This is a genomic window from Candidatus Pantoea communis (assembly GCF_011752685.1).
Classification (GTDB): domain Bacteria; phylum Pseudomonadota; class Gammaproteobacteria; order Enterobacterales; family Enterobacteriaceae; genus Pantoea; species Pantoea communis.
This window is the reverse complement of record NZ_VWXC01000001.1, coordinates 662,141-687,252: the sequence shown is the minus strand read 5'-3', so window position 1 is coordinate 687,252 and position 25,112 is coordinate 662,141. Positions and strand designations below refer to the sequence as shown.

Sequence of the window (25,112 nt, the reverse complement as noted above, 5' to 3'; positions counted from 1 at the left end):
TTATTGCCGGAAACAAAAACCGCACCCGAAGGTGCGGTGGTTGAGGTTAATCCGTAAACGGAATCACCAATTGTCCCGGCTTCACTTCAATACCCTTGGCAAATTTCTTCGCCAGTGCTTCCCCTTTACTACGGTCTTCGCTCAGCACATAGGCAGGCTTCTCATTGAAGTAGCGTTTGAGAGACTCATTAAGATAAGGCGTCAGTGTTTTCATGATGGACGCCATCTTTTCTGGTTGTACTTGCGCGTCGACAATTTCAATATCATGCAGATAAATCGCGCCTTCCTGCGCATTGAAAATCGGCTGCGCTTTCATCTTCAGCTGCATCTCAGCCTGCTGCGGACCAAACAGCGAGCTGACATTGATGTTTGCTTTGCCGGACAGGGTAATCTTACCGGGTTCTTCACGACCAATCTGACTGGTGAGATCGCTGAGCACGATGTGTGCATTGACCAGCCCGGATACGCCGACGTCTTTTTCGAAGTTATTGCGCTTCTGCAGCGCTTGATTCACTTCCTGTTCGCTAATGGTGTATTGCGTCAATTGATTACAGCCGCTCAACAGCACGGCTAAAAACAGGGCTAATAGCCCAGACATCGCCTTTTTCATAGATCCTCATCCTGAACGATACGGCAAAACAGCCATAGCCTGCCTGAAACCGGGCCAGGTGTCACCAGGAGAGGGATGAGAAACGCCGCAGCGTTTCTCATCGGACGGGGCTATGCCGCGATGGAAGAGAGCAGGTTAATCTGGGTTTGCTTCGCCATATTGTCGCGGTAATCCGCTACGCGACTCGGCCATTCGATGCCAGCCACTAAGGTGAGCGAACGCAGGAGCGGAAACAGATTGATATCGTCTTCAGACAGTTCGCCATTCACGGCATTGGGTTTGACGATGAGCTTATCGAGTTGGCGCAGGTCATCACTGATGTTTTTTATCAGCCCGGGCGCGTGTTTACGCAGCTCAGTGAAATCTCCGACGCTGGCCTGTTTTTTCTCACGGAAGTAACTCCGCGCTTCCGGCGTGGCAAATTCCGCAAACGAGGCATCAGCGATGCGCGGAATCAGCAGCTTATTGATATAGCCGTTAACGCGGCGCAGCCATTCGCTGATGGCGGGGTTGTTTTTACCGTTCAGCAATGGCTCGCGATCCTGCTTATCCACCAATCGGACAATGTCCATACTCTCTGGCATCGCACTGCCATCGGCTTTTTGCAGAATGGGGGCCATCTTCTGCCCGATGAGTTTTTTTGGCATCTGCTCATCGTCATTGAGCATAACGATCAATTCAACCGGCAGGTTCTTTAAGCCAAAAATCATGCGTGCTTTCACGCAGAAAGGGCAGTGATCGTAGATGTAGAGTTTCATCCCGTTTCTCCTGTGTAAATCTAAGGGTGACAAAGGTCACCCTTTTTCCGGACGTGCGGGAAGTATGGAAGAGATCCTCCGAAGGGGCAAACTAGCTGCTGAAGATGATCGGTGCCACCGGGCGCGGCTGGAACTGCCACCACAATGCCAGCAGAGTGATGATGCCAACGCTGCTCAGCAACATCCAGGGCAGTTCAGGCAGAGCCAATTGCTGGCCCATGTCGAACATCCACCCACCCCCGGAGTAGCCAATCAGACCGCCGATGGCCAGACCTAAACGACTGAATCCCATGTAACTGCCCCGCGCGCGTGAACTGGCCAACGATGCGCTGAGCGTCTCGCGTGCCGGTTCGGCGATGATGGACCCCAGGTAGAACACGCCGATTAACAAAAACAGCGAAGGGAGAGATTGGGTCATGCCGACAGGTAGCAGGCTAAAGGTCATCAGGAATAAACCCGCCATAAGCCGGGTTTCCAGGCGGAAGCGTTTTTCGCTCCAGCGGGCCAGCGGATAGAGCAGGCTGAGCGACAGCATGGCTTCGATGGCGTACATCCATTTCACGGCGGCGGGCGCACCAGCCACCTGATTCACCATCACCGGCAGCATCAGCATGACCTGAACGGCCAGAATGTAGTAGCCGGTCAACGTCAGCACATAGAGGCGAAAACGTTTATCCTGCCAGACACGCTGCATACCTTCGCGCATCGCAATGCGTTCCGTTGAGATGCGCCACGCCGGTAGCCACACGGCGTTAAATATCGCCGCAGCGACAAACACCGCTGCACCCACCCAGCACACCAGGCGGAAATCCCACGCCAGCAACCAACTGCCAATCAGCGCCCCTAGCACCGCTCCCGCGCTGTCCTGCATCATCAGCAGCGAGAAGAAGCGACCGCGTTCACGAGCGCGCACCAGTTTTACCACCATGGCGCTGCGGGGCGGGTCAAACAAGGTGCCACCGAGGCCGGAAAGCAAACAGGCCAGCCACAGCATCCAGGGTTGATGCGCCAGCGCCATGCAGGCAAATCCAGCTGCGCGCATCAGCATGCCCGTCACAATCAGCGGACGTGCGCCAAAACGGTCCGCAATTGCGCCGCCGAAAATGCCTAGCCCCTGCTGTACAAATTGACGCAAACCCAGCGCGATACCCACCATTAACGCCGCCCAGCCCAGTTGCTCAACGAAATGGATAGAAATCAGTGGAAATACCACGAAAAAGCCTAACACCACCAACATGTTATCGACTAAGAGGAATGTTTTACCGAGGCGTCGTGCCCGCGCTACCCGAGACATGCTTAACCCTGAGCAAGAGAAGAGAAAAGTGACCAGTTGGTCTATTTTCCGCCTGCGCTGACGGGAAAGACAGCGTATCCAGGATGATATTTTTTCATCGAATCCGCAGAAAAATTAATCCTGGATAAGGATGAATTGCGTGGCAGGGTCTTGAGGGTTTTACCGTAGTGAAAGGGACGGTTATAGTGAGAAGTATCGCCTCAGGCGTACATCTTTCTTAAAGTTATGGATTTCAGGAGTCATGATGTTTGGCTATCGTTCTGCTGGACCCCGCGTGCGCCTGACTACCGATCGTTTGGTGGTCCGTTTAGTTCACGAGCGCGATGCCTGGCGATTGGCAGATTATTATGCAGAGAACCGCGTCTTCCTCAAACCCTGGGAGCCGGTGCGCGACGAAAGCCACTGCTACCCCTCAGGCTGGCAGGCACGCCTTGGGCTGATCGCGGATATGCATAAACAGGGCTCTGCCTACTATTTTGTGCTGATGGACCCGGAAGAGCATGAAGTGCGCGGAGTGGCCAATTTTAGCAACGTGCTGCGCGGTTCATTTCACGCCTGTTACCTCGGTTACTCATTAGGCGAGAAGTGGCAGGGGCAAGGCATGATGTTTGAAGCGTTGCAGTCAGCGATTCGCTATATGCAACGACAGCAACGCATTCACCGCATTATGGCTAACTATATGCCGCATAATCAGCGCAGCGGTGATTTGCTGGCGCGTCTCGGATTCGAGAAAGAGGGTTATGCCAAAGATTACCTGCTGATTGATGGACGCTGGCAGGATCACGTGCTGACCGCGCTGACGTGGCAGGAGTGGACCGCGGATCGTCGTGGACAATAAAAGGAAAACCGCATGAAGATGGCTTTATCCGCGCAGGCGCTGCGTGTGATCGGTTGCCTGTTAGAGAAACAGGTCACCACTCCGGATCAATATCCGCTTTCCCTTAACGGCGTGGTCACCGCCTGTAATCAAAAATCCAACCGTGAACCGGTGATGAACCTGAGTGAAATGGAGGTGCAATCTCAGCTTGATGAGCTGGTGAAAAAGCATCTGGCCACCTCCAATAACGGGTTCGGTCAACGCGTCAGTAAGTATGAACAGCGCTTCTGTAACTCTGCATTCGGTAATTTGCAGCTTAACAGCGCAGAAGTGGCGGTGCTGACGCTACTGTTCTTACGCGGCGCACAGACGCCGGGTGAGCTACGTACCCGTAGTGGACGTTTGCATGAGTTCAGCGATATGAATGAGGTCGAGCAAACGTTGAACGGCTTAATCACCCGTGATGACGGCCCGATGGTGGTGCGTCTGGCACGTGAGCCGGGTAAACGCGAAAGTCGTTATATGCATCTGTTCGGCGGCGATGTGGCTGAAGCACCCGCCACGAGCACGGATGAGATGGACAGTGAAGATTTGGTCAGCCGGGTTGCGCAGTTGGAACAACAGGTGGCTCAGCTGCAATCCCAGCTGGAGCACCTGTTGCAGAAGGAGCAATAACATGACGCTACGTATCGGTATTGTTGGATTAGGCGGCATCGCGCAAAAAGCCTGGTTGCCCGTGTTGTCGCACGCCACCGACTGGCAGCTGGCAGGGGCGTTTTCGCCGAATCAGGCTAAAGCCCAGCCGATTTGCGACAGCTACCGCATGCCATATTTCAGTCAGCTGGACGCGCTGGCAGCCGCCAGTGATGCGGTCTTTGTGCACAGCAGCACCGCCAGTCATTTTGAAGTGGTGCAGGCGTTGCTGCTGGCGGGCAAAGATGTTTGCGTGGATAAACCATTAGCCGAAACCCTGCAGCAGGCGGAAGCGCTGGTGGCACTGGCAGAGAAGCGCAAACGTAAACTGATGGTGGCGTTTAATCGTCGCTTTGCGCCACGCTATCAACAGTTGAAAGCGGAAATGCCGCGAGCGGCTTCACTGCGTATTGAGAAGCATCGCGCGGATAGCGTGGGTCCAGGGGATTTGCGCTTTACTCTGCTGGATGACTACCTGCACGTGGTGGATACGGCGCTGTGGCTGGCAGGGGGCAAACTCACGCGTGAGCAGGGCTTTATTGAAACCAATGAGGAGGGGGCGATGCTGTACGCCGAACATCACTTCTCGGCGGGAGCGTTGCAAATTACCACCAGTATGCATCGTCGCGCCGGCACACAGCGCGAAGTGGTGAGCGCCATCTGCGACGGTGACTACATCGAAATTAATGAGATGCGTGACTGGCAGCAGGAGAACCTCGGCGGCTTACGTACCGACCCGGTAGCCTCCTGGCAAAGCCATCTTGCTCAGCGTGGTTTCAGCGGTGCGGCACAGCATTTTATCCAGTGCGTACAAAATCAGACGATGCCTGAAACCAGCGGTGAACAGGCGCTGGCGGCGCAGCGTCTGGTGGAAAAACTGTGGCGCGATGCCGAACAGGAATAACCCCTTGTAACACTCAATGCTGGTCATTTCCCGCAGTGGCAGTAGACTATCGCCGGACATCTGCAGATGTCCGCGCTAAGTTGCTCATTTATCCGACACTTTTCAGGATGCGCCACTCAAAATGAATTTGTTGAAATCGCTGGCTGCGGTCAGTTCGATGACCCTTTTTTCCCGCGTGCTGGGCTTTGCCCGTGATGCCATAGTGGCACGCGTTTTCGGTGCCGGTATGGCCACCGATGCCTTCTTCGTGGCCTTTAAACTGCCCAATTTGCTGCGCCGTATCTTTGCGGAAGGCGCCTTTTCTCAGGCGTTTGTGCCCATTCTTGCCGAATACAAAAGCAAGCAGGGCGAAGAGGCCACACGCGTATTTGTGGCCTACGTTTCCGGCTTGCTGACGCTGGTGCTGGCGGTGGTGACGATGCTCGGCATGATTGCCGCGCCCTGGGTGATTATGGTCACTGCGCCCGGATTTGCTGATACCGCCGATAAATTCGCGCTGACCAGTTCGCTACTACGCGTTACCTTTCCTTATATTCTGCTGATCTCCCTGGCGTCGCTGGCCGGTGCGATACTCAACACCTGGAATCGCTTCTCGGTTCCGGCATTTGCGCCGACGTTATTAAACATCAGCATGATTGGCTTTGCGGTGTTTGCTGCCCCGCATTTCCATCCACCGGTGATGGCGCTGGCATGGGCTGTGGTGGTCGGTGGGGTGTTGCAACTGTTCTACCAACTGCCTCACTTGAAGAAAATCGGCATGCTGGTGTTGCCGCGCCTCAACCTGCGTGACGCCGGTGTATGGCGCGTCATGCGCCAAATGGGACCGGCGATTCTTGGCGTATCGGTGAGCCAAATATCGCTGATTATCAACACCATTTTCGCCTCATTCCTCGTCTCGGGTTCAGTGTCGTGGATGTACTATGCTGACCGTTTGATGGAGTTCCCGTCGGGCGTATTGGGTGTCGCACTGGGCACGATTTTGCTGCCATCGTTAGCGAAGAGTTTCGCCAGTGGCAATCATGATGAGTACTCGCGTCTGATGGATTGGGGCCTGCGCCTCTGCTTCCTGTTGGCCCTGCCGAGCGCCGTTGCCCTCGGCATTCTCTCTGGCCCACTGACCGTGGCGCTGTTCCAGTACGGTAAATTCACCGCATTTGATGCCGCCATGACGCAGCGTGCGCTGGTGGCGTATTCGGTAGGATTGATGGGGCTGATTGTGGTTAAAGTGCTGGCGCCTGGATTCTATTCGCGTCAGGACATTAAGACCCCGGTGAAGATTGCGATTGTGACGCTGATCATGACGCAGGTGATGAACCTGGCGTTTATCGGCCCGCTCAAACATGCCGGATTGTCGTTGTCGATTGGATTAGCGGCTTGTCTGAATGCCGCGCTGCTGTACTGGCAATTACGTAAACAGGATATCTTCCAGCCGCAGCCGGGTTGGTTTAGCTTCCTGGTGCGTCTGATGATTGCGGTTGTGGTCATGGCAGCAGCGCTGCTGGGCATTCTGCATGTGATGCCGGCCTGGGAAGAAGGGCAGATGTGGTGGCGGTTACTGCGTCTGGCTGCAGTCTGTGCTATTGGCGGTGGTGCTTACTTTGTCATGCTGGGTCTGTTGGGCTTCCGCCCGAGAGATTTTGCCCGCCGCACGCTGGCATAAAAAAATCCCGCCTCGGCGGGATTTTTCTTTATTAACCTTTGCGGCTGAGCGTCGATTGACCTTTGCCTAATCCATCGGGACCATAAAACGCCTGAGTCTGGTGCGGTTTCAGTACCGAGAGCGCATCATTGGTGAAGCTGATTTGATGCTGCAGCAGAATACCGTTATGAGTGTTGGTATCGCGCAAACGGCGGGTATGCTGCTGAATGCTCTGCCAGCGGCGTTCACGATCGCTGTGACCATCATAGGGCGCCTGAGTACCGAGTGATTTTTCGGTATTACGGCGCATGTCGTCCAGATAATTCAACGTCGTCAGCAGCGCGCTTTTATCTTCTGATATGCGCTGCAACAGGTTGCCATTAACCTGGCCGGCAGACAGTTGCTGTTGCTCTTCATCCATCACCACAGTGAGTGAAGCCAGCACGTCCTGCATTTTATCTAAGGTGGTCAGCAGATTGTCCATTGGGATTAGTTACCCTCTAAATACGCCTTGGTATCGGCGATCAGCGCGTCGGCGATCTTACCGGTATCCATTTTCAGTTCGCCATTACGAATAGCGGTTTTCAGTTGTTCAACACGTGCAGTGTTGATGTCTTTGCTGCCCGGCTGCATTAACTGCGCCTGAGCCGTGCTCAACTTCACTTCAGCACCGCTTTCGCTGGTGCTGGCGTTGGTTGAAGCAGTCACGTTTTGGCGCACCTTGCCGTTGTTATCGTTGGTGTCGCGGGATTGTACAGTGCTCACCGGAATTAAAGGCTGCGTTCTGTCGATGCTCATGGTCGTGCTCCTGTAAGGTCAGCTGAGGGTCAGTCAACTGAGTCAGCATAGGGTAATGTCTTTGTTGATATCTCTATCGGCAGAACAACAAGGTTCTTTAACGCTTTATAGCGATATCAGAATATTCCCATCCGCGTCGACGCGCCCACTGACAACCTGACCATTTCCCATGCGCACGCGCACCATTTGTGCCGCGCTGGCGTTGTTCAGCGCACGTCCTTCGCTACTGGCATTAAACCCGTTTCCGCTGGCTACCACCATCACATTTTGTCCTGCTTTGACCCGCCAGGGCTGACGCAGCATCATTGCGGTCACCGGCTGTCCAGGCGGGATATCGCGCAGCGCAATCGCATCGGCCACGCTGTTGTTATCGAACAGGGCTCGCGGAGGCAGTTCATCCAGACGCCCGGTCTCGAGACGGAAATCATTCGGGTCGAGGGTACTGCCACGGGCGACCTGATGGCTGGCAACTAAATACTGACCGGTCACCTGTACCTGAACCTGCAGGAAACGACGATTCTGATCGCAACTGGCGGCAATGCTGAGATTACCCCACTGGCGGCTGTTGCCCGGCAGTTGTAACGCCGGTGCCTCGCAGGTCGGCCACTGCTCTTTGGGTGTGCGCACCACCACGGTCATCCCCGCGGCATGTTGCGGATCGCGCGCTTTAAAAAACTGCGTTAACTGTGCGGTCAGGTCCGCCGCATGGCCGGGCAGCGCGAAGGCCAACAACAACGTGGCCAGCAAAGATAAAGAACTGCGCATAAACGCCTCCTGTCGAGAAGATGGCCTGAGTCTACTCTTCGCGCGAAAAATTCAATGTCAAAAATAGCCGTGATTTTTGCTGCTATTCAGACGATCGCCCTTGCATTTGTCCACTTAAGCTGTCAGCTCGAAATTCTCATTCGCGGAGGAAGCATGCTCGACAAACTCGATGCCGCGCTGCGATTTGGTACAGAAGCGTTAAATCTGCGTGCTCAGCGCCAGGAAATCCTGGCGTCCAATATTGCCAACGCCGATACCCCGGGCTACCAGGCGCGGGATATCGACTTTGCCAGCCAGCTGAGCAAGGTGATGGAAAATGGTCGCGCGGAGGGGAGCAGCATGGCGCTGAAAGTCACCTCTTCACGCCACATCGCCGCTGAAACCAACTCTCAGCCATCCATGGACCTGATGTACCGCATTCCCGATCAACCTGCCGCGGATGGCAACACCGTGGATATGGATCGTGAACGTACGCAGTTTGCTGATAACAGCCTGAAATACCAAACCGATCTCACCCTCATCAGTAGCCAAATCAAAGGCATGATGAGCGTTCTGCAGGGGCAATAACCATGGCATTGCTGAATATTTTTGATATCGCCGGTTCTGCGATGACCGCGCAATCACAGCGCCTCAACGTCAGTGCCAGTAACCTGGCCAACGCCGATAGCGTCACCGGGCCGGATGGCCAGCCTTATGTGGCAAAACAGGTGATATTCCAGACCGATGCCGCCCCTGGCGCGGCGACCGGTGGCGTCAAAGTCGCGGGCGTGGTGAACGATCCTACCCCGGCCAAATTGGTGTATGACCCCGGTAATCCGATGGCGGATGAGAAGGGTTACGTCAAGATGCCAAACGTCGATGTCGTATCAGAAACCGTCAACACCATGTCAGCGTCCCGCAGTTATCAGGCCAACGTCGAAGTGTTGAACACGGTGAAATCAATGATGATGAAAACCCTGACGATGGGTCAATAACGGAGCACGAACATGAGCGTAGCAGTCGGCGTTAATGCCAATCTTGACCCAACGGTACTGAGTTCTTCCAGTTCAACAGGGACGGGAAACAGTGCTCAGGACTTGCAGAACCAGTTCCTGACCATGCTGGTGACGCAGTTGCAGAACCAGGATCCCACCAACCCAATGGACAACAGCCAGCTCACCACTCAGCTGGCGCAGATTAACACCCTGAGCGGCATTGAGAAGCTGAATACCACATTGGGTTCTATCTCTGGTCAGCTCACTACCAGCCAGTCACTGCAGAGTACGACGCTGATTGGACATGGTGTGATGATTGATGGCAGCCAGATCCTGGTTGGCAGTGGTACCACGACACCTTTCGGTGTGGAGTTGAGTACAGCCTCTACCGCCACCACCGCGACCATCAAAGATTCGAACGGCACTGTGGTTCGCACTGTCGATTTGGGCGCATTGACGTCCGGCGTTCACGCCTTCTCCTGGGACGGCAAAGATGCGAATGGCACGACAGTGGCTGATGGCAAATATTCTGTATCAATTGCCGCCAGTAATGGCAGCACACAATTGGTGGCACAACCGCTTAATTACGCTTACGTGAATGGCGTGAGTACGGTGGATAACACCTCAAAACTGGACCTCGGCACCATGGGCTCCGCCACTCTTGATGAAGTTCGTCAGATTCTCTAATTCAATTTTAGCAGGAGACACGTTATGTCTTTTTCTCAAGCTGTCAGTGGTATGAATGCGGCCTCCAGTAACCTGGATGTCATTGGTAACAACATCGCTAACTCCGCGACCGCGGGTTTCAAATCCAGCACCATTTCGTTCGCGGATATGTTTGCTGGTTCAAATATCGGTATGGGTACCAAGGTCGCTGCGGTTATTCAGAACTTCAACGACGGTACAACGACCTCAACCAGCCGTGGTCTGGACGTGGCACTGAGCGGTAACGGTTTCTTCCGAATGAGCGATGCCGCGGGTAGCGTGTACTACTCTCGTAACGGTCAGTTCACGCTGGATGCCAACCGTAACCTGGTGAATACCCAGGGCATGAGCGTCACCGGCTATCCGGCATCCGGTACACCGCCGACGATTCAGACGGGTGCAAACCCGGTGGCATTGAGCGTACCGACGACACAGATGTCGGCGCGCGCGACAACCACAGCAGGTTTGGTTTCAAACTTGAACTCCACAGATAGCGTGCCAACTGTGGCAACCTTCAGCTCGTCAGACGTCGATAGCTACAACGCCAAAAGCACCATCACTGTGTATGACTCACAGGGTAACGATCATGCACTCGATCTCTATTATGTGAAAACCAGTGATAACAACTGGGATGTGCACGCGATTGATTCCACGACTGGAACGTCAGCAGGTGATTTCTCCATGACCTTCGACTCCAACGGTAAGCTGCAATCAATCACAAGCGGCGTGACAACTACCCCAGGCGGAACCACTGTTGGCTTGACTATTCAGGGAGCTAATGGTGCTGCGGCTAATCAGGCCATCACGCTGAGCGTACTTGGAAGCCAGCAACAAAATACCGGCACCACTTCATTCGGAAACCCAACGCAGGATGGTTATGCGCCGGGCGACCTGACCAGCTACGCCATCAACGATGACGGTACCATCACCGGTACCTATTCGAACCAGAAAACTCAGCTGCTGGGTCAAATCGTTTTGGCTAGCTTCTCTAACCCGGAAGGCCTGCAGTCAGAAGGCGATAACGTCTGGTCAGCGACTAACTCTTCAGGTCAGGCAGCCATCGGTCTGGCCAACACCGGGACTTACGGTTCACTGACCTCAGGTGCACTGGAAGCCTCCAACGTCGATCTGAGTAAAGAGCTGGTCAACATGATCGTTGCACAACGTAACTATCAGGCGAACAGCCAGACGATTAAAACGCAGGATCAGATCCTCAACACCCTGATCAACTTACGTTAATTCGCTAACGGGATTGCACTATGGATCACGCAATATATACCGCGATGGGCGCCGCCAGTCAGACGATGGAACAACAATCGGTGACCGCCAGCAACCTCGCCAACGCCTCAACGCCGGGCTTCCGCGCCCAGCTCAACGCGTTGCGCGCGGTGCCGGTCAACGGCTGGTCGCTGCCGACGCGCACCTTAGTGGCTGCCTCAACGCCGGGTGCCGATATGACGCCAGGGGCGATGGACAACACCGGACGCCCGCTCGATGTGGCCGTACAGCAAGATGGCTGGCTGGCGGTGCGTACCGCTGACGGTTCTGAAGCCTATACCCGCAACGGCAATATGCAGATCAGCTCGACCGGTATTTTGACCATTCAGGGCAATCCCGTGATGGGCGATGGCGGTCCAATCGCCATTCCACAAGGCTCCGAACTGACCATCGCGGCTGACGGTACCATCACTTCGCGTAATGCGGGTGATGCACCGAACGCCACGGTGCAGATTGGCAAGCTGAAGCTGGTGAAGGCCACGGGCAAAGAGTTACAGCGTGGTGACGACGGCATGTTCCGTCCAACCCAGGCGACGCAGGCGACACGCGGTGCGGCTTTAGCTCCTGATGCAACGGTCGCGGTCATGCCAGGTGTGTTGGAAGGCAGCAACGTTAAGCCAGTGGAAACCATGGTCGACATGATCGCCAACGCCCGACGTTTCGAGATGCAGATGAAAGTCATCACTAACGTCGATGAAAACGAACAAAAAGCCAATCAACTGCTCAACATGAGCAGCTAAGGCGTAAGGAAAACAACATGATTCGTTCTTTATGGATCGCTAAAACCGGCCTTGACGCCCAGCAAACCAATATGGACGTCATTTCGAACAACCTTGCGAACGTTTCAACCAACGGGTTTAAACGTTCGCGTGCCGTGTTCGAAGATCTGATGTATCAGACGCTGCGTCAGCCGGGCACGCAGTCATCAGAACAGACCACATTGCCTTCAGGCTTGCAGATCGGTACCGGTGTGCGCCCAGTGACCACCGAGCGTCTGCATACCCAGGGCAACCTGTCGCAGACCAGCAACTCAAAAGACGTGGCAATCAACGGTCAGGGTTATTTTGAAGTGCAGATGCCAGATGGCACCTCTTCGTATACCCGTGACGGTTCATTCCAGGTAGATCAGAACGGTCAGCTGGTGACCAACGCCGGCTATCCGGTTCAGCCTGGGATCACTATTCCGGCGAACGCCACCAGCATCACCATCTCGCGTGACGGTGTGGTGAGCGTGACGCAGCAGGGGCAGACCAACCCAGCGCAGGTGGGACAGTTGACGCTGAGCACCTTTATGAACGATGCGGGCCTCGATAGCCTGGGTGAAAACCTCTATCAGGAAACGCAGGCATCCGGTGCGGCGACGCAGAGTACGCCAGGGCAGAACGGCGCTGGTTTGCTGTATCAGGGTTATGTTGAAACCTCTAACGTCAACGTGGCGGAAGAGTTGGTCACCATGATTCAGACGCAGCGTGCTTATGAAATCAACAGCAAAGCGATCACCACCTCTGATCAGATGCTGCAGAAATTAACCCAGGTTTAATCTGGGGCCGTTGGGCCAGCCTGGCTGGCCCGATTAAGAACATGAATAAGGTCAGAACTCCGTGGCGAAGCAAGTGATTCTCAAGCCTGGGCATTGGTTAGTAGCCACGCTGCTACTGACATTAAACGGTTGTGCGCTGGTTCCGCGCACGCCTCTGGTGCAGGGTGCAACAACGGCAGAACCCACGCCTTCCGCACCGCCAGTGGTAAACGGTTCCATTTTCCAGGGCGTTGCGCCACTGAACTATGGCTATCAGCCGCTGTTCGAAGACCGCCGTCCACGTAACATTGGCGATACTCTGACGATTACGCTGCAAGAAAATGTCAGCGCCAGCAAAAGTTCTTCAGCCAATGCGAGCCGCGATGGCAGCAACAGCTTTGGCGTGAGCACTGTGCCAACCGGCCTGAGCGGTCTGGTCGGCGCCGCCGGTGAGAAAGCCGGACTGGATGCCAATGGCAAAAATGACTTCGCTGGCAAAGGTGGCGCAACGGCCAATAACACCTTTACCGGCACCATCACCGTCACCGTGAATCAGGTGTTGTCGAATGGCAACCTGCGCGTGGTCGGTGAGAAACAGATCGAAATTAACCAGGGAACCGAATTTATTCGCTTCTCCGGTGTGGTTAACCCACGCACCATCAGCGCCAGCAACGCCGTGTTGTCAACGCAGGTGGCCGATGCACGTATTGAGTATGTCGGAAACGGGTATATCAATGAGGCGCAAACCATGGGCTGGTTCCAGCGTTTCTTCCTGAACGTGTCGCCGATGTAATCGAGGTAATGATGAAAATGAACACTCTGCTGCGTCTGAGCCTGAGCCTGCTGCTCGGTGTCAGTCTGATGGCCCAGGCTGACCGCATTCGCGATCTGACATCCGTGCAGGGCGTGCGCGAAAACCAGCTGATCGGTTACGGCCTGGTGGTGGGGCTTGATGGGACAGGTGACCAGACAACGCAAACCCCGTTTACCACCCAGACGGTAAGCAACATGCTGTCGCAGCTCGGTATCACCGTGCCGACCGGCACCAATATGCAGTTGAAGAACGTGGCGGCGGTTATGGTCACGGCAAAGCTGCCGTCGTTTGCGCGTCAGGGGCAGAATATTGACGTGGTGGTCTCTTCGCTGGGTAACGCCAAAAGCCTGCGCGGTGGCACGCTGTTAATGACGCCGATGAAAGGGGTCGATAATCAGGTTTACGCGCTGGCCCAGGGTAACATCCTCGTCGGTGGTGCGGGTGCATCAGCCGGCGGCAGCAGTGTGCAGGTGAACCAGCTTAACGGGGGTCGCATTACTGACGGAGCGACGGTGGAGCGTGAACTGCAAAGTAACTTTGGCAGTCAGAACACCATCAACCTGCAGCTGAATAATGAAGACTTCACCATGGCACAGCGTATCGCTGATGCGATTAACAGTCGTGGTATGGGATCCGCTCAACCGCTGGATGCACGTACCGTGCAGATTCGTGTTTCGCCAAACAACAGTTCGCAAGTGCGCTTGCTGGCCGAAATCCAGAATATTGACGTTTCCGTGCCGATCGAAGATGCCAAGGTCATCATCAACTCGCGTACCGGTTCTGTGGTCATGAACCGCGAAGTCACACTAAACACTTGTGCTGTGGCACAGGGCAACCTGTCGGTAACGGTTAACCAACAGCAGAACGTCAGCCAGCCGAACACGCCTTTTGCTGGTGGACAGACGGTCGCTACCACCCAGACGTCAATCGATTTACGCCAGAGCGGTGGCGCGTTGCAGCATGTTAACTCCAGCGCCAATCTGAATAACGTGGTCCGTGCCCTTAACGCCCTGGGCGCAACGCCGATTGAGCTGATGTCGATTCTGCAGTCGATGCAAAGTGCAGGCTGTCTGCGCGCCAAACTGGAAATCATCTGATGACCGATACGCAATCGCTGATGAGTGCGGCCTATGACAGCCGCTCACTGAACAACCTGAAACGCGAAGCAGCCACCGATCCGAAAGGGAAGGCGCTGCAGGTGGCAAAACAGGTTGAGGGAATGTTCGTACAGATGATGTTGAAGAGCATGCGTGAAGCGTTGCCGCAGGATGGCATCTTCAGCAGCGACTCAACGAAGATGTATACCTCAATGTACGATCAGCAGATTGCGCAGGAAATCGGTAAACGCGGGCTGGGAATGGCGGATTTGATCGTCAAACAGATGCAGCCCGCGCAAGAGCCTGATGAAACCGCTGGCACAGTACCGATGAAGCTGGATAACAGCTTCATTTATAGCAATCTGCCTTCCAACCAACTGGAGCAGATGGTACGCAAAGCGGTGCCGCGTCTGCCGGTCTCGCCGTCCAGTTTCCCAGCGGATAGCAACGACTTTATTGCCCAGTTATCCCAACCCGCGCAGGCCGCGAGTCAGCAGAGTGGTATTCCTCATCACTTGATTCTTGCCCAGGCGGCGCTGGAATCGGGTTGGGGACAACGCCAGATTCTGACGCGCGACGGCAAGCCGAGCTACAACGTGTTTGGCATCAAAGCCGGTGGTGACTGGAAGGGTGCAACCACCGACATCATGACCACCGAATATGAAGGTGGCGTGGCGAAGAAAGTGCGTGCCACCTTCCGTGTGTATGGTTCCTATATGGAAGCGCTCAGCGACTACGTCAAACTGCTGTCCAATAACCCGCGCTATGCCGCCGTTGCCAATGCCGCAACCCCGGAGCAGGGCGCACGAGCCCTGCAGGCAGCGGGCTACGCCACCGATCCGAAATATGCGCAGAAATTGGTGGGAATGATCCAGCAATTCAAAAACATGGGCGAGAAAGTCGTGAAGGCGTACAGTCAGGATATCACCGATTTGTTCTGATTTTTTACCTCAAGTTTCACTTAAGCACGCCGATAACCATCATAAGCTGCGGGCGTTTTAGCCCGCCCAATCGCACTGATGACTGCCAGCCCGGTTAACGGGAAATAAAGGAACCGAGATGTCCAGCATAATTAACTCAGCGATGAGTGGGCTGAGCGCCGCACAGGCCGCATTAAGCACCACCAGTAACAACATCAGCAACTACACGGTAGCGGGTTACTCACGTCAGACCACCATTCTGTCGCAGGCCAATAGCACCTTACAAGGCAACAGCTACTATGGCAATGGCGTGACGCTGTCTGGCGTGCAGCGTGAATATGATGAGTTTGTTACTGCTCAGTTGCGCGGATCCAATGCCAATTACAGCGCGGTGAATACCCAATACAGTCAGATTTCAAACATTGATGACCTGCTGTCGACATCGACCACCAGCCTTTCAACGTCGATTCAAAGCTTCTTTACCAATGTGCAAAACGTGGTAAGTAATGCAAACGATCCGTCTGCACGTCAATCAATGCTGAGCTATGCACAGGGGTTGGTCAATCAGTTCCAGACCACGGCGCAGTACTTGAATAACATGCAAACCAGCGTGAATACGGACATTGCCTCTAACGTTGACCAGATTAATACCTACACCAGCCAGATTGCCGATCTCAACACCCAGATTGCAAAACTGACCACCGGCAACGGTGCTGCACCGAATGATCTGCTGGATCAACGCGATCAATTGGTGAACAACCTTAATAACATCGTTGGGGTAAACGTCTCTCAGCAAGAGGGTAGCTATATCGTCTCGATGGGGAGTGTCACTCTGGTTAACGGCAAAAATTCGACTAATTTGGTCGCGATGCCTTCCAGCGCCGATAACTCGCGTATCACTGTTGGTTATGTCGACAAGCAAGCAGGTAATGTCGAAATTCCTGAAAAAACCCTGACGACCGGTTCACTGGGTGGTTTGCTGGCGTTCCGCACGCAGGATTTAGATACCGCACAGAATCAGCTTGGCCAGTTAGCGGCAGCCTTCACCACCAGCTTTAACGCCGTACAAACGGCAGGATATGACAGTAACGGCGATCTGGGCACGAAATTCTTCAACATCGGCTCACCGAACGTAGTGAGTAACAGCAAGAATACGTCCACTACAACGGTGACCGCAGAATGGTCTGATACCAGTGCGCTTAAAGCCTCAAACTACTCCATGAGCTATGACAGCGCCAGCAGTACCTGGTCTGTGACTCGCTTGTCTGACAACGTGAAATTTAGCGTTACGCCTGATGCGACAGATGGCACACTGAGCTTTGATGGCCTGAAATTAACCGTTACCGGTACGCCTGATAATAAAGATAGTTTCCTGGTAAAACCGGTCCAGAACGTGATTAGCAGTATGTCTGTGGCTATCACGGATGAATCGCAAATCGCTGCTGCATCCAGTGCGACCAGTGGCGAAAGTGACAACACCAACGCCCAAAAAATGCTGGATTTGCAGGATGCGAAGTTGGTTAACGGCAACGCAACGATTGCGCAAGCGTATGCCAGCATCGTCAGCACGGTGGGTAACAAAACCAGCACACTGGAAACGGCCAGTACCACGCAGAAAAACGTGGTCGATCAGCTTACCGACCGTCAGCAGTCGGTCTCAGGGGTGAACCTTGATGAAGAGTACGCCAACCTGACCAAATATCAGCAGTTTTATATGGCGAATGCGCAGGTATTGCAAACCGCCAGCACGATTTTCAACGCGCTGATGGACATCCGCGGCTAAGCATAGAGGATAAAAACCATGCGTCTTAGTACCAATATGATTTTTGACCAGCAGGTGCGCGGGATTACTGACTCGCAATCTTCCTGGTTAAAAGTGGGCGAACAGCTTTCCAGCGGTCGTCGTGTTAACAACCCATCTGATGATCCCATTGCGGCCTCTCGTGCCGTGGTGCTGTCGCAGTCTCAGGCGAAAAGTACCCAATACGCGACCGCGCGTAGTTTCGCGGATCAAAGCTTGTCGATGGAAGAGAATGCGCTTAAAGGCGCGACCAGTAGCATTCAGGATGCACAAACCCTGATCGTTTATGGCTCTACCGGCACACTTAGCGATGACGACCGTGCCTCTATCGCCACCCAACTGGAAGGTATTCGCGCCCAGTTGCTTAATCAGGCCAACAGCCAGGATGGTAATGGTCGCTATATTTTCGCCGGTTACAAAACCGATACGGCACCATTCACCGATACTGCCGGCACTGGCGTGAGCTATGTGGGCGGCGATCAGGCTATCACGCAGAAAGTCGATGATGGCCGCACTATGGATGTGAGCAGTACCGGATCTTCTGTGTTCATGTCGATTACCAGCAATGCGAAAGTTGAACCAGATGGAACGGCGAGCGAGACCAATGTCTTTAATATGCTCGACAGCGCCATTGCGGCCCTTAAAGTGCCACAAGACAATGCGGATGATGCGACCAAACAAACGTTCCAGGATGCGATGGATAAAACCAACCGTGGCCTCAGTAATTCACTGAACAACGTTTTGACCGTGCGTTCTGCAGTCGGTACACAGCTGTCAGAACTCGACACGCTGAATGCGCAGGGTGACGATCGCGATACTATCATGACCTCGCAAATGAGTGATTTGGTAGATGTCGATTACACCTCCGCCATTTCCAGCTACACCATGCAACAGACAGCACTGCAAGCGTCTTACAAGACCTTCACTGATATGTCGAAGATGTCACTGTTCCAGCTGAATTCATAAGATCTGACTTGAAAATTTGAGCGTGCTTAAACCGGGCGCGCTTAGTTTCTCCCACCGCCTTTTGGGGCCGTGGGATTTTTTTTGCCTGTCATTTCGTCGCACCGTTCATCGCACCTGGCATCTGCGGAGCCGCGGTCTGTTTGTCTACTCTGCCAGATCACCACCTCTTCGCACCTGCCTCCTGCGGCGCAGCGGTCTGTTTGTCTACTCTGCCAGATCATCACGAGTCATTGCGGCAGAGCAGGATCGACAGGCAATAAAAAACCCCGAACCAGTCGGGGTTTTGTTAACGCTGATTAGCGACTAAGACTTAAACGCTTTCCGGACGTGTTGCCGGTGCCGTCGCCTGATGCGTGGCGCTATGGCCGCCCGCAGAGCCACGGCCTTCGAAGTCAAACGGTGGGCGAACCCAATCGCTGTGACGAACGACTTCTGGCTCCCATGCCGGAGCAGGTGCTTTGGTCATTGGCGCCGTGGCGTGGTGCTTCCAGCGGGTATCAGCGTTGCTCACTGCGGTATCACGTGCAGCAACAGGAGCATGCGGTTCAGTAACCGGTGCAGCAGGCGCTTCAGCAGCCACGGGTGCAGTCAGCACTTCTTCCACTTGCGCTGCAACAGCAGGTTCAACTTCAGCGGGTGCTTGCTCAGCCGCTGCAACAGCAGGCTGAACTTCAGCAGGCGCTTGCTCAGCAACGGCTTCGCTGACCTGTGGTGCGGTAATTTCCGCAGCAGGGACTTCTTCAGCTGGTGTCACTTCAGTAGCAGAAACTGTCTCAGTCGATGCAGGCGTCGCAGCCGGTGCCACTTCAGACGATGCAGCAGCAACTTCCGCAGCGGGTGCAACTTCAGCCTGAATATCTTCAACTTCATTAGCGATGACCGTGTCAGCCGGTGCCGTTGTCACTTCATCGGCCGGTACGGCTTCAGCAGCGGTTTGTTGTGCAATCTGCTCAACAGCGGCAGAAATCACGGCAGGCTCTTCGTTAACAGGCGCAGCGACTGGGGTCAGGTCATCGGTGTTCACCACCGGCACTTCAGTGTGTGCCTGTGGCTCAGACTGATGAACAGCCTCTTGCGCTGCTGGCTGAGTAACCTGTTCTGCTGCTGCCGCAACCGGCAGTGCGTCCGCTTCACCGGTATGTTGATAGCTGTAATCAGGCATTTCGTTCAGCGCTTCCTGAGAGGAGAACTGATCGTGGGCCTGGGCAACCGGGTAGGTAATCCAGACTTTGCCGGATGCCATCTCTGGAGAAGAGGCAGCCGATTCCAGCGGCATGGCAGATTGGGTTGGGTAACGCTCATCGCGGTAGCGACGACGACGTTGGCCGCTCACGCGCAGATGACGTGGTGAACGACGTGAGCGACGCGGCATGTTGGCGCTATCACGGTTCTCGTTATCATCCTGTTCATCCTGAGCGACTTCAGATTGCTCATTGAATGCAGTGCGCTGTGCATTTTCCACAACCGCTTCCGTGGCTGCTGGTGCTGGGATGGCTGCCGCCACTTCGCCAGTATCACCCACGCGCACGCGCTGTGCCAGTTGACGCTGTTTACGGCGTGGCATGACCTGCACACGTTCTTCTTCCTGCGCAACGTTTCCATCAGTGATTTCGGTCTGAGCAACGGTTTCAGCGGCTTTTTGATCCTGCTGCTGATTACGTTTCTCATCCTGACGACGACGCTGGCGTTCAGCTCGCTGCTCACGACGCTGTTGCTGCTGCTCATCACGCTGCTGCAGCTGCTCATCGGTCAGCGCTGGACGTTCACCACGAGGCTCGTTCTGACGCTTGTTACGGCGATTGTCCTGATTGTCACGCGGCTCGCGGGCTTCACGTGGTTCACGCGATTCGCGTGGCTCACGCGCTTCACGGCCTTCGCGACCCTGAGCATTTTCACCGTTGCGCGGAGTGCGATCGCGACGATTATTGCTACGACGGTTGTTACGGCGGTCGCCACGCTGCTGATTATTCTCACTTTCAGCGGCTTTCTCTTCTGGTTTAGCTTCAACAGGTGCAGCAGCAGGCGCATCGCCAGCAAACAGTTTTTTCAAACCGCCTAACAGACGAGCGACAAAGCCAGTGCTGGCAACGGCAGGTGCCGCGGCGGCAGCTGCCGGTTTTGCATCCGCTTTAACCGCACTACGGCTCTCTTTTTCCACTTCAACTGGCGCAGGCGGCGCATCAGGCATCACAAAGGCGGCCAGGGCTGGCTGCTCAGGACGACGACGTTCGGCATGCTCTTCTTCCGAAGGCAGCGCCATTTCGGCTTCATGCAGTTTTGGCAGGTGGTAAGACAGTGTCTGCGTCTCTTCGCCTTTGCGCACGCGCAGCACAGAGTAATGTGGCGTTTCCATCTGATCGTTTGGCACGATGATGGCACGCACGCCACCCTGGCGTTTCTCGATCGCACTGACTGCATCACGCTTTTCGTTCAGCAGGTAAGAGGCGACGGGCACCGGTACAATCGCATGCACTTCTTTGGTGTTGTCTTTCAGCGCTTCTTCTTCAATCAGACGCAAGATAGACAGCGAGAGCGATTCGTTATCACGGATGGTGCCGGTGCCGCTACAGCGTGGGCAGACGTGATGGCTGGATTCACCCAATGATGGGCTAAGACGCTGACGCGACATTTCCAGCAGACCGAAACGCGAAATGTGACTGATTTGAATGCGTGCACGATCCTGACGAACCGCTTCGCGCAGACGGTTTTCAACCGCGCGCTGGTGTCGAACCGGTGTCATGTCGATGAAGTCGATGACAATCAGGCCGCCGAGGTCGCGCAGGCGCAACTGACGAGCGATTTCATCAGCCGCTTCGAGGTTAGTATTGAATGCCGTCTCTTCGATGTCGCCACCGCGTGTTGCACGGGCGGAGTTGATATCGATGGCGGTCAGCGCTTCGGTGCTATCGATAACAATTGAGCCACCGGAAGGCAAGCGCACTTCGCGCTGGAATGCCGATTCAATCTGCGACTCAATTTGGTAGTGGCTGAACAGCGGAATTTCACCGGTGTACAATTTGATTTTGCTGCTGAAGTCCGGGCGACCGAGCGCAGCAATATGCTGACGGGCCAGCTCCAGCACTTTCGGGTTATCGATGAGAATCTCACCAATATCCTGACGCAGATAGTCGCGGAAGGCACGTACAATGACGTTGCTTTCCTGGTGGATCAGGAACGGGGCAGGGCGGCTATCAGCGGCTTTTTTGATCGCTTCCCAGTGCTTCAGTCGGAAACTCAAGTCCCACTGCAGCGATTCGGCAGATTTGCCAACGCCTGCGGTACGTACGATCAAGCCCATACCGTCTGGCAGTTCCAGTGCGGACAGCGCTTCCTTCAGTTCGGTGCGATCGTCACCTTCAATACGGCGGGAAATACCCCCGGCACGCGGGTTATTCGGCATCAGGACTAAATAGCTACCGGCCAGAGAAATGAAGGTGGTTAAGGCTGCACCTTTATTTCCACGCTCCTCTTTATCGATTTGCACGATAACTTCCTGACCTTCACGCAACACCTCTTTGATGTTAGGACGGCCATGTGCGTTGTAATTAGCAGGGAAGTATTCGCGGGAAATTTCTTTCAGGGGGAGGAAACCGTGGCGTTCAGCACCGTAATCGACAAATGCCGCTTCGAGGCTGGGTTCAACACGGGTGATTTTACCTTTGTAGATATTGGCTTTTTTCTGCTCGTGTCCGGGGCTTTCGATATCCAGATCGTACAGACGTTGGCCGTCAACAAGGGCAACGCGCAACTCTTCCTGCTGAGATGCGTTAATTAACATTCTTTTCATCGTGACTTACTCGTTATTCTCACATGAGTGATGTAGCTGCGGGCATCGTTACCCTGGACGAGAATCAACCGATGGCCCCGTGTCTTAATGCACTGACGTCAACCTCACGGCTGTCGTCGGCTAAAGGGGCGCAAATCTTGTCGGTGGCCTGTTTTTCATAAGGAAAAACAGCGCCTGAAGGTGGAATAGCTATAGAAAATTCAGAAATCCACACATCCCAGTCTGTCGTCCAGGCTGCAACCCGCAGCCCGCTAAGTGCCTGATTTAACATTACGTCTTACGCCATTGCTGCGTGTCCGTTCAATCCGGCAAAATGACTTATTTCGCTCTTTTTTCCTGCCTGAATTTTCCAGGGCAGAAACCCCTGCATTATTCCATTGCTCACTCACATATAGCAAGGCGACTTTTACCGAGCTGTGAAGTTTGTGCATCCTTAACCTGTTCATTTGCAGGGCTTAACATCGCATCGGCGAAAAAGTCATCATTATGACCTTTTGTCCGCGCGACAAAGAGAGAGTTAAGCACAGAAAAAGGGGTGGCGCTATCCAGGGACACTATTTAGAATCGCCGCCATGAAAACAGAGAATCCCGGCGTACTTTATGTCGCCATTACGGCTGAAAATGCCGAACAACGTATTGATAACTTTTTGCGCACTCAGCTCAAGGGCGTGCCGAAAAGTATGATTTATCGCATCTTGCGTAAAGGCGAGGTGCGCGTGAATAAAGGGCGCGTGAAACCCGAGTATAAGCTGCAGGTGGGGGATGAAGTGCGCATTCCGCCAGTGCGTGTGGCCGAGCGTGAAGAGCAGGCGGTATCACCGAAACTCGATAAGGTTGCCGCGCTGGCGAATGCCATCCTGTATGAGGACGATCATCTACTGGTGCTGAACAAGCCATCAGGTACCGCCGTACACGGGGGTAGCGGTCTTAGCTTTGGTGTGATTGAAGGTCTGCGCGCGCTGCGTCCTGAAGCCCGTTTCCTCGAACTGGTACATCGTCTTGACCGCGACACTTCCGGTATTTTGCTGGTGGCAAAAAAACGTTCTGCGCTGCGTTCGCTGCATGAGCAGTTACGTGAAAAGGGCATGCAGAAAGATTATCTGGCGCTGGTGCGCGGTGACTGGCCTTCACATTTGAAAGCGGTGCAGGCACCGTTGCTGAAAAATATTTTGCAAAGCGGTGAGCGCGTGGTGCGTGTCAGTGCGGAAGGCAAGCCCTCCGAGACCCGTTTCAAAGTGGAAGAGCGTTTTGGTTTCGCCACTCTGGTAAAAGCCAGTCCGGTGACCGGGCGCACGCACCAGATCCGTGTGCACACGCTGCATGGTGGCCATCCTATCGCTTTTGACGATCGCTATGGCGATCGGGACTTTGATCGTCAGCTCGCGTCAACGGGCCTGGCGCGGTTGTTCCTGCATGCTGCAGCGCTGACCTTTACCCATCCGAATACCGGGGAAGTCCTGCGAATGGAAGCGCCGCTGGATAATGCGCTGAAACACTGCCTGGCGCAGTTGCGCCAGAAAAAAGCCTGATTTTCCGGGCATCAACCCAGCGCGTTGATGCCCACTTTGATCAGCATCTTATTTAACGCTATCAGCGGTAATCCAATTAGCGTATTGGGATCGCGCCCCTCCAGCCGCTCAAACAAGCAAATCCCCATACCTTCGCTTTTAAAGCTGCCCGCACAATTCAACGGCTGCTCTTTTTCCACATAGTGACGAATTTCTGCCTGACTTAAATGACGGAAATGTACGTTGAACGGTTCACAAACCACCTGCTGTTGTGCCGTTTGTGGCTGAATCAAGGCGAGCCCGGTATAAAACGTAATCACTTTTCCACTGGCCGCAGCCAGTTGCCGGCAGGCATTCTCCACCGTATGCGGTTTTCCGGTGATGTTGCCATCAAGCACGCAGACCTGATCGGAACCAATAATCCAGCTTTGTGGAAACCGAGCGGCTAGCGCCTGGGCTTTTGCCAGTGCTAAGCGTTGCACTAACTGCGGTGCGGTTTCGTTCGGTTGCGGCGTCTCGTCGCAATCGGGCGCAACGGCAATAAAAGGCAGGCCAAGCTTGCTCAGCAAGGCCTGACGGAATGGGGAAGTGGAGGCCAGAATTAACGGTGTCATGATTTTTTTTCAGAATAGATAGCGTAAAGATGACAGGCATTTTAAACTATGCGCCGCACTGGATGCGACTAACGGGTGAAAGATGCTGTAAACCGGCCTTTTTCTTTGACTCTATGACGTTACAAAGTTAATATGCGCGCCCTATGCAAAAGGTAAAATTACCCCTGACGATCGATCTGGCCCGCGCCGCGCAAAAGCGCCTTGATTACCAAGGTGTGTATGCACCTGAATTGGTGGCGCGCCTGGCCGAAACGGTCGTGAGTGTGGACAGTGATGTGGAATGCACCATGTCGTTTGCGATTGACAACCAGCGCTTAGCGGTTCTGCAAGGAACAGCTGATGTGCAGGTGACATTGTCGTGTCAACGCTGCAACCAGTCATTCCCGCATGCTGTCCACGTAAGCTATTGCTTCAGTCCTGTCTCTTCTGATGAGCAGGCCGAGGCACTGCCGGAAGCTTACGAGCCAGTTGATATCAATGATTTCGGCGAAATCGACTTGCTGGCAGTTATCGAAGATGAACTCATCCTCGCGCTGCCTGTAGTTCCGGTGCATGATTCTGAACACTGTGAAGTGTCCGACGCGGACATGGTATTTGGCAAGTTGCCTGAAGAGGCAGAAAAACCAAATCCCTTTGCCGTATTAGCCAGTTTAAAGCGTAAGTAATAGGAGTAAGGTCCATGGCCGTACAACAGAATAAACCAACCCGTTCTAAGCGTGGTATGCGTCGTTCGCACGATGCGCTGACCACCGCAGCTCTGTCAGTAGATAAAGTTTCTGGTGAAACTCATCTGCGTCACCATATCACTGCGGATGGTTACTACCGCGGTCGCAAGGTTATCACCAAGTAAT

Annotated in this window: 27 protein-coding genes; 18 read left to right on the top strand and 9 right to left on the bottom strand. The window is 54.4% G+C overall.

Translation table 11 applies throughout. The features are described from left to right. Positions 1-46: 46 nt before the first annotated feature. From F3J37_RS03545 to mdtH, 3 genes are all read right to left on the bottom strand, one after another. A complete protein-coding gene (locus F3J37_RS03545) occupies positions 47-610 on the bottom strand; it encodes a lipoprotein (RefSeq protein ID WP_038647632.1) in 564 nt (187 codons plus the stop codon). Positions 611-720: 110 nt separating this feature from the next. Beyond that, complete coding sequence (grxB, locus tag F3J37_RS03540; protein WP_058959598.1) at positions 721-1,368, bottom strand: glutaredoxin 2; 648 nt, start codon at positions 1,366-1,368, stop codon at positions 721-723. A gap of 91 nt (positions 1,369-1,459) precedes the next feature. Next, positions 1,460-2,662: a multidrug efflux MFS transporter MdtH gene (gene mdtH / locus F3J37_RS03535; protein ID WP_034820128.1), complete on the bottom strand. Its 1,203-nt coding sequence runs from the start codon at positions 2,660-2,662 to the stop codon at positions 1,460-1,462. Positions 2,663-2,906: 244 nt separating this feature from the next. Between mdtH and rimJ the strand changes: the two genes are divergently transcribed. The 4 genes from rimJ to murJ all read left to right on the top strand — a co-directional run bounded on the left by rimJ (position 2,907) and on the right by murJ (position 6,736). After that, positions 2,907-3,500, top strand: a complete 594-nt coding sequence (gene rimJ / locus F3J37_RS03530; protein WP_034820126.1) for a ribosomal protein S5-alanine N-acetyltransferase — start codon at positions 2,907-2,909, stop codon at positions 3,498-3,500. Positions 3,501-3,512: 12 nt separating this feature from the next. Next, positions 3,513-4,154, top strand: a complete 642-nt coding sequence (locus tag F3J37_RS03525; protein ID WP_166931840.1) for a DUF480 domain-containing protein — start codon at positions 3,513-3,515, stop codon at positions 4,152-4,154. Between the two features lies 1 nt (position 4,155). Next, positions 4,156-5,076 (top strand): Gfo/Idh/MocA family protein, encoded by a 921-nt coding sequence (locus tag F3J37_RS03520; RefSeq protein WP_160868232.1) that lies wholly within the window; start codon positions 4,156-4,158, stop codon positions 5,074-5,076. 121 nt (positions 5,077-5,197) lie between these two features. Next, positions 5,198-6,736, top strand: coding sequence for a murein biosynthesis integral membrane protein MurJ (gene murJ, locus F3J37_RS03515; protein WP_166931837.1), 1,539 nt, complete (start codon positions 5,198-5,200; stop codon positions 6,734-6,736). A 31-nt stretch (positions 6,737-6,767) separates the two neighbouring features. Here the strand turns inward: murJ and flgN are convergent, their stop codons facing one another. From flgN to flgA, 3 genes are all read right to left on the bottom strand, one after another. Then, complete coding sequence (gene flgN / locus F3J37_RS03510) at positions 6,768-7,199, bottom strand: flagellar export chaperone FlgN (RefSeq protein ID WP_058959595.1); 432 nt, start codon at positions 7,197-7,199, stop codon at positions 6,768-6,770. 5 nt (positions 7,200-7,204) lie between these two features. Continuing rightward, entirely contained in the window at positions 7,205-7,513 is a 309-nt protein-coding gene (flgM, locus tag F3J37_RS03505) for a flagellar biosynthesis anti-sigma factor FlgM (RefSeq protein ID WP_034830662.1), read from the bottom strand. A 105-nt stretch (positions 7,514-7,618) separates the two neighbouring features. Then, on the bottom strand, positions 7,619-8,278 hold the full coding sequence (gene flgA / locus F3J37_RS03500) for a flagellar basal body P-ring formation chaperone FlgA (RefSeq protein ID WP_166931835.1): 660 nt from the start codon (positions 8,276-8,278) through the stop codon (positions 7,619-7,621). A 153-nt stretch (positions 8,279-8,431) separates the two neighbouring features. Between flgA and flgB the strand changes: the two genes are divergently transcribed. The 11 genes from flgB to flgL all read left to right on the top strand — a co-directional run bounded on the left by flgB (position 8,432) and on the right by flgL (position 18,352). Beyond that, positions 8,432-8,845, top strand: coding sequence for a flagellar basal body rod protein FlgB (gene flgB, locus F3J37_RS03495; RefSeq protein ID WP_034830667.1), 414 nt, complete (start codon positions 8,432-8,434; stop codon positions 8,843-8,845). A 2-nt stretch (positions 8,846-8,847) separates the two neighbouring features. Then, positions 8,848-9,252, top strand: a complete 405-nt coding sequence (gene flgC, locus F3J37_RS03490) for a flagellar basal body rod protein FlgC (RefSeq protein ID WP_034830669.1) — start codon at positions 8,848-8,850, stop codon at positions 9,250-9,252. Between the two features lie 12 nt (positions 9,253-9,264). Continuing rightward, positions 9,265-9,939 carry a flagellar hook assembly protein FlgD gene (gene flgD / locus F3J37_RS03485; RefSeq protein WP_034830672.1) on the top strand — a complete coding sequence of 225 codons (675 nt, stop codon included), beginning with the start codon at positions 9,265-9,267 and terminating at the stop codon, positions 9,937-9,939. A gap of 24 nt (positions 9,940-9,963) precedes the next feature. Continuing rightward, positions 9,964-11,196 (top strand): flagellar hook protein FlgE, encoded by a 1,233-nt coding sequence (flgE, locus tag F3J37_RS03480; protein WP_166931832.1) that lies wholly within the window; start codon positions 9,964-9,966, stop codon positions 11,194-11,196. A 20-nt stretch (positions 11,197-11,216) separates the two neighbouring features. Continuing rightward, positions 11,217-11,975: a flagellar basal body rod protein FlgF gene (locus F3J37_RS03475; protein WP_034830676.1), complete on the top strand. Its 759-nt coding sequence runs from the start codon at positions 11,217-11,219 to the stop codon at positions 11,973-11,975. A 17-nt stretch (positions 11,976-11,992) separates the two neighbouring features. After that, a complete protein-coding gene (gene flgG, locus F3J37_RS03470; protein ID WP_034830678.1) occupies positions 11,993-12,775 on the top strand; it encodes a flagellar basal-body rod protein FlgG in 783 nt (260 codons plus the stop codon). A 61-nt stretch (positions 12,776-12,836) separates the two neighbouring features. After that, on the top strand, positions 12,837-13,547 hold the full coding sequence (locus tag F3J37_RS03465; protein ID WP_034830679.1) for a flagellar basal body L-ring protein FlgH: 711 nt from the start codon (positions 12,837-12,839) through the stop codon (positions 13,545-13,547). A gap of 11 nt (positions 13,548-13,558) precedes the next feature. Continuing rightward, complete coding sequence (locus tag F3J37_RS03460; RefSeq protein ID WP_166931829.1) at positions 13,559-14,665, top strand: flagellar basal body P-ring protein FlgI; 1,107 nt, start codon at positions 13,559-13,561, stop codon at positions 14,663-14,665. Then, positions 14,665-15,606, top strand: a complete 942-nt coding sequence (gene flgJ / locus F3J37_RS03455; protein ID WP_166931826.1) for a flagellar assembly peptidoglycan hydrolase FlgJ — start codon at positions 14,665-14,667, stop codon at positions 15,604-15,606. Before F3J37_RS03460 ends, flgJ begins: the two co-directional genes overlap by 1 nt. Positions 15,607-15,724: 118 nt before the next feature. Continuing rightward, entirely contained in the window at positions 15,725-17,368 is a 1,644-nt protein-coding gene (gene flgK / locus F3J37_RS03450; RefSeq protein ID WP_166931823.1) for a flagellar hook-associated protein FlgK, read from the top strand. A gap of 18 nt (positions 17,369-17,386) precedes the next feature. Then, the gene (gene flgL, locus F3J37_RS03445) at positions 17,387-18,352 is read left to right on the top strand and encodes a flagellar hook-associated protein FlgL (RefSeq protein WP_166931821.1); all 966 of its coding nucleotides are present in this window, start codon (positions 17,387-17,389) and stop codon (positions 18,350-18,352) included. 310 nt (positions 18,353-18,662) lie between these two features. Here the strand turns inward: flgL and rne are convergent, their stop codons facing one another. Next, positions 18,663-22,139, bottom strand: coding sequence for a ribonuclease E (gene rne / locus F3J37_RS03440; protein ID WP_166931818.1), 3,477 nt, complete (start codon positions 22,137-22,139; stop codon positions 18,663-18,665). A 64-nt stretch (positions 22,140-22,203) separates the two neighbouring features. Then, a complete protein-coding gene (locus F3J37_RS03435) occupies positions 22,204-22,410 on the bottom strand; it encodes a hypothetical protein (RefSeq protein WP_141399045.1) in 207 nt (68 codons plus the stop codon). A 301-nt stretch (positions 22,411-22,711) separates the two neighbouring features. Here F3J37_RS03435 and rluC point away from each other — a divergent pair, with 301 nt between their 5' ends. Next, a complete protein-coding gene (gene rluC, locus F3J37_RS03430) occupies positions 22,712-23,668 on the top strand; it encodes a 23S rRNA pseudouridine(955/2504/2580) synthase RluC (protein ID WP_097119613.1) in 957 nt (318 codons plus the stop codon). Between the two features lie 11 nt (positions 23,669-23,679). Here the strand turns inward: rluC and F3J37_RS03425 are convergent, their stop codons facing one another. Next, a complete protein-coding gene (locus F3J37_RS03425; RefSeq protein WP_166931815.1) occupies positions 23,680-24,261 on the bottom strand; it encodes a Maf family protein in 582 nt (193 codons plus the stop codon). A 143-nt stretch (positions 24,262-24,404) separates the two neighbouring features. Here F3J37_RS03425 and yceD point away from each other — a divergent pair, with 143 nt between their 5' ends. Together yceD and rpmF are read left to right on the top strand one after the other, a co-directional pair. Then, entirely contained in the window at positions 24,405-24,926 is a 522-nt protein-coding gene (gene yceD, locus F3J37_RS03420) for a 23S rRNA accumulation protein YceD (RefSeq protein ID WP_034830691.1), read from the top strand. A 14-nt stretch (positions 24,927-24,940) separates the two neighbouring features. Beyond that, on the top strand, positions 24,941-25,111 hold the full coding sequence (rpmF, locus tag F3J37_RS03415; protein WP_007885783.1) for a 50S ribosomal protein L32: 171 nt from the start codon (positions 24,941-24,943) through the stop codon (positions 25,109-25,111). The last annotated feature ends 1 nt before the right edge of the window (position 25,112 follow it).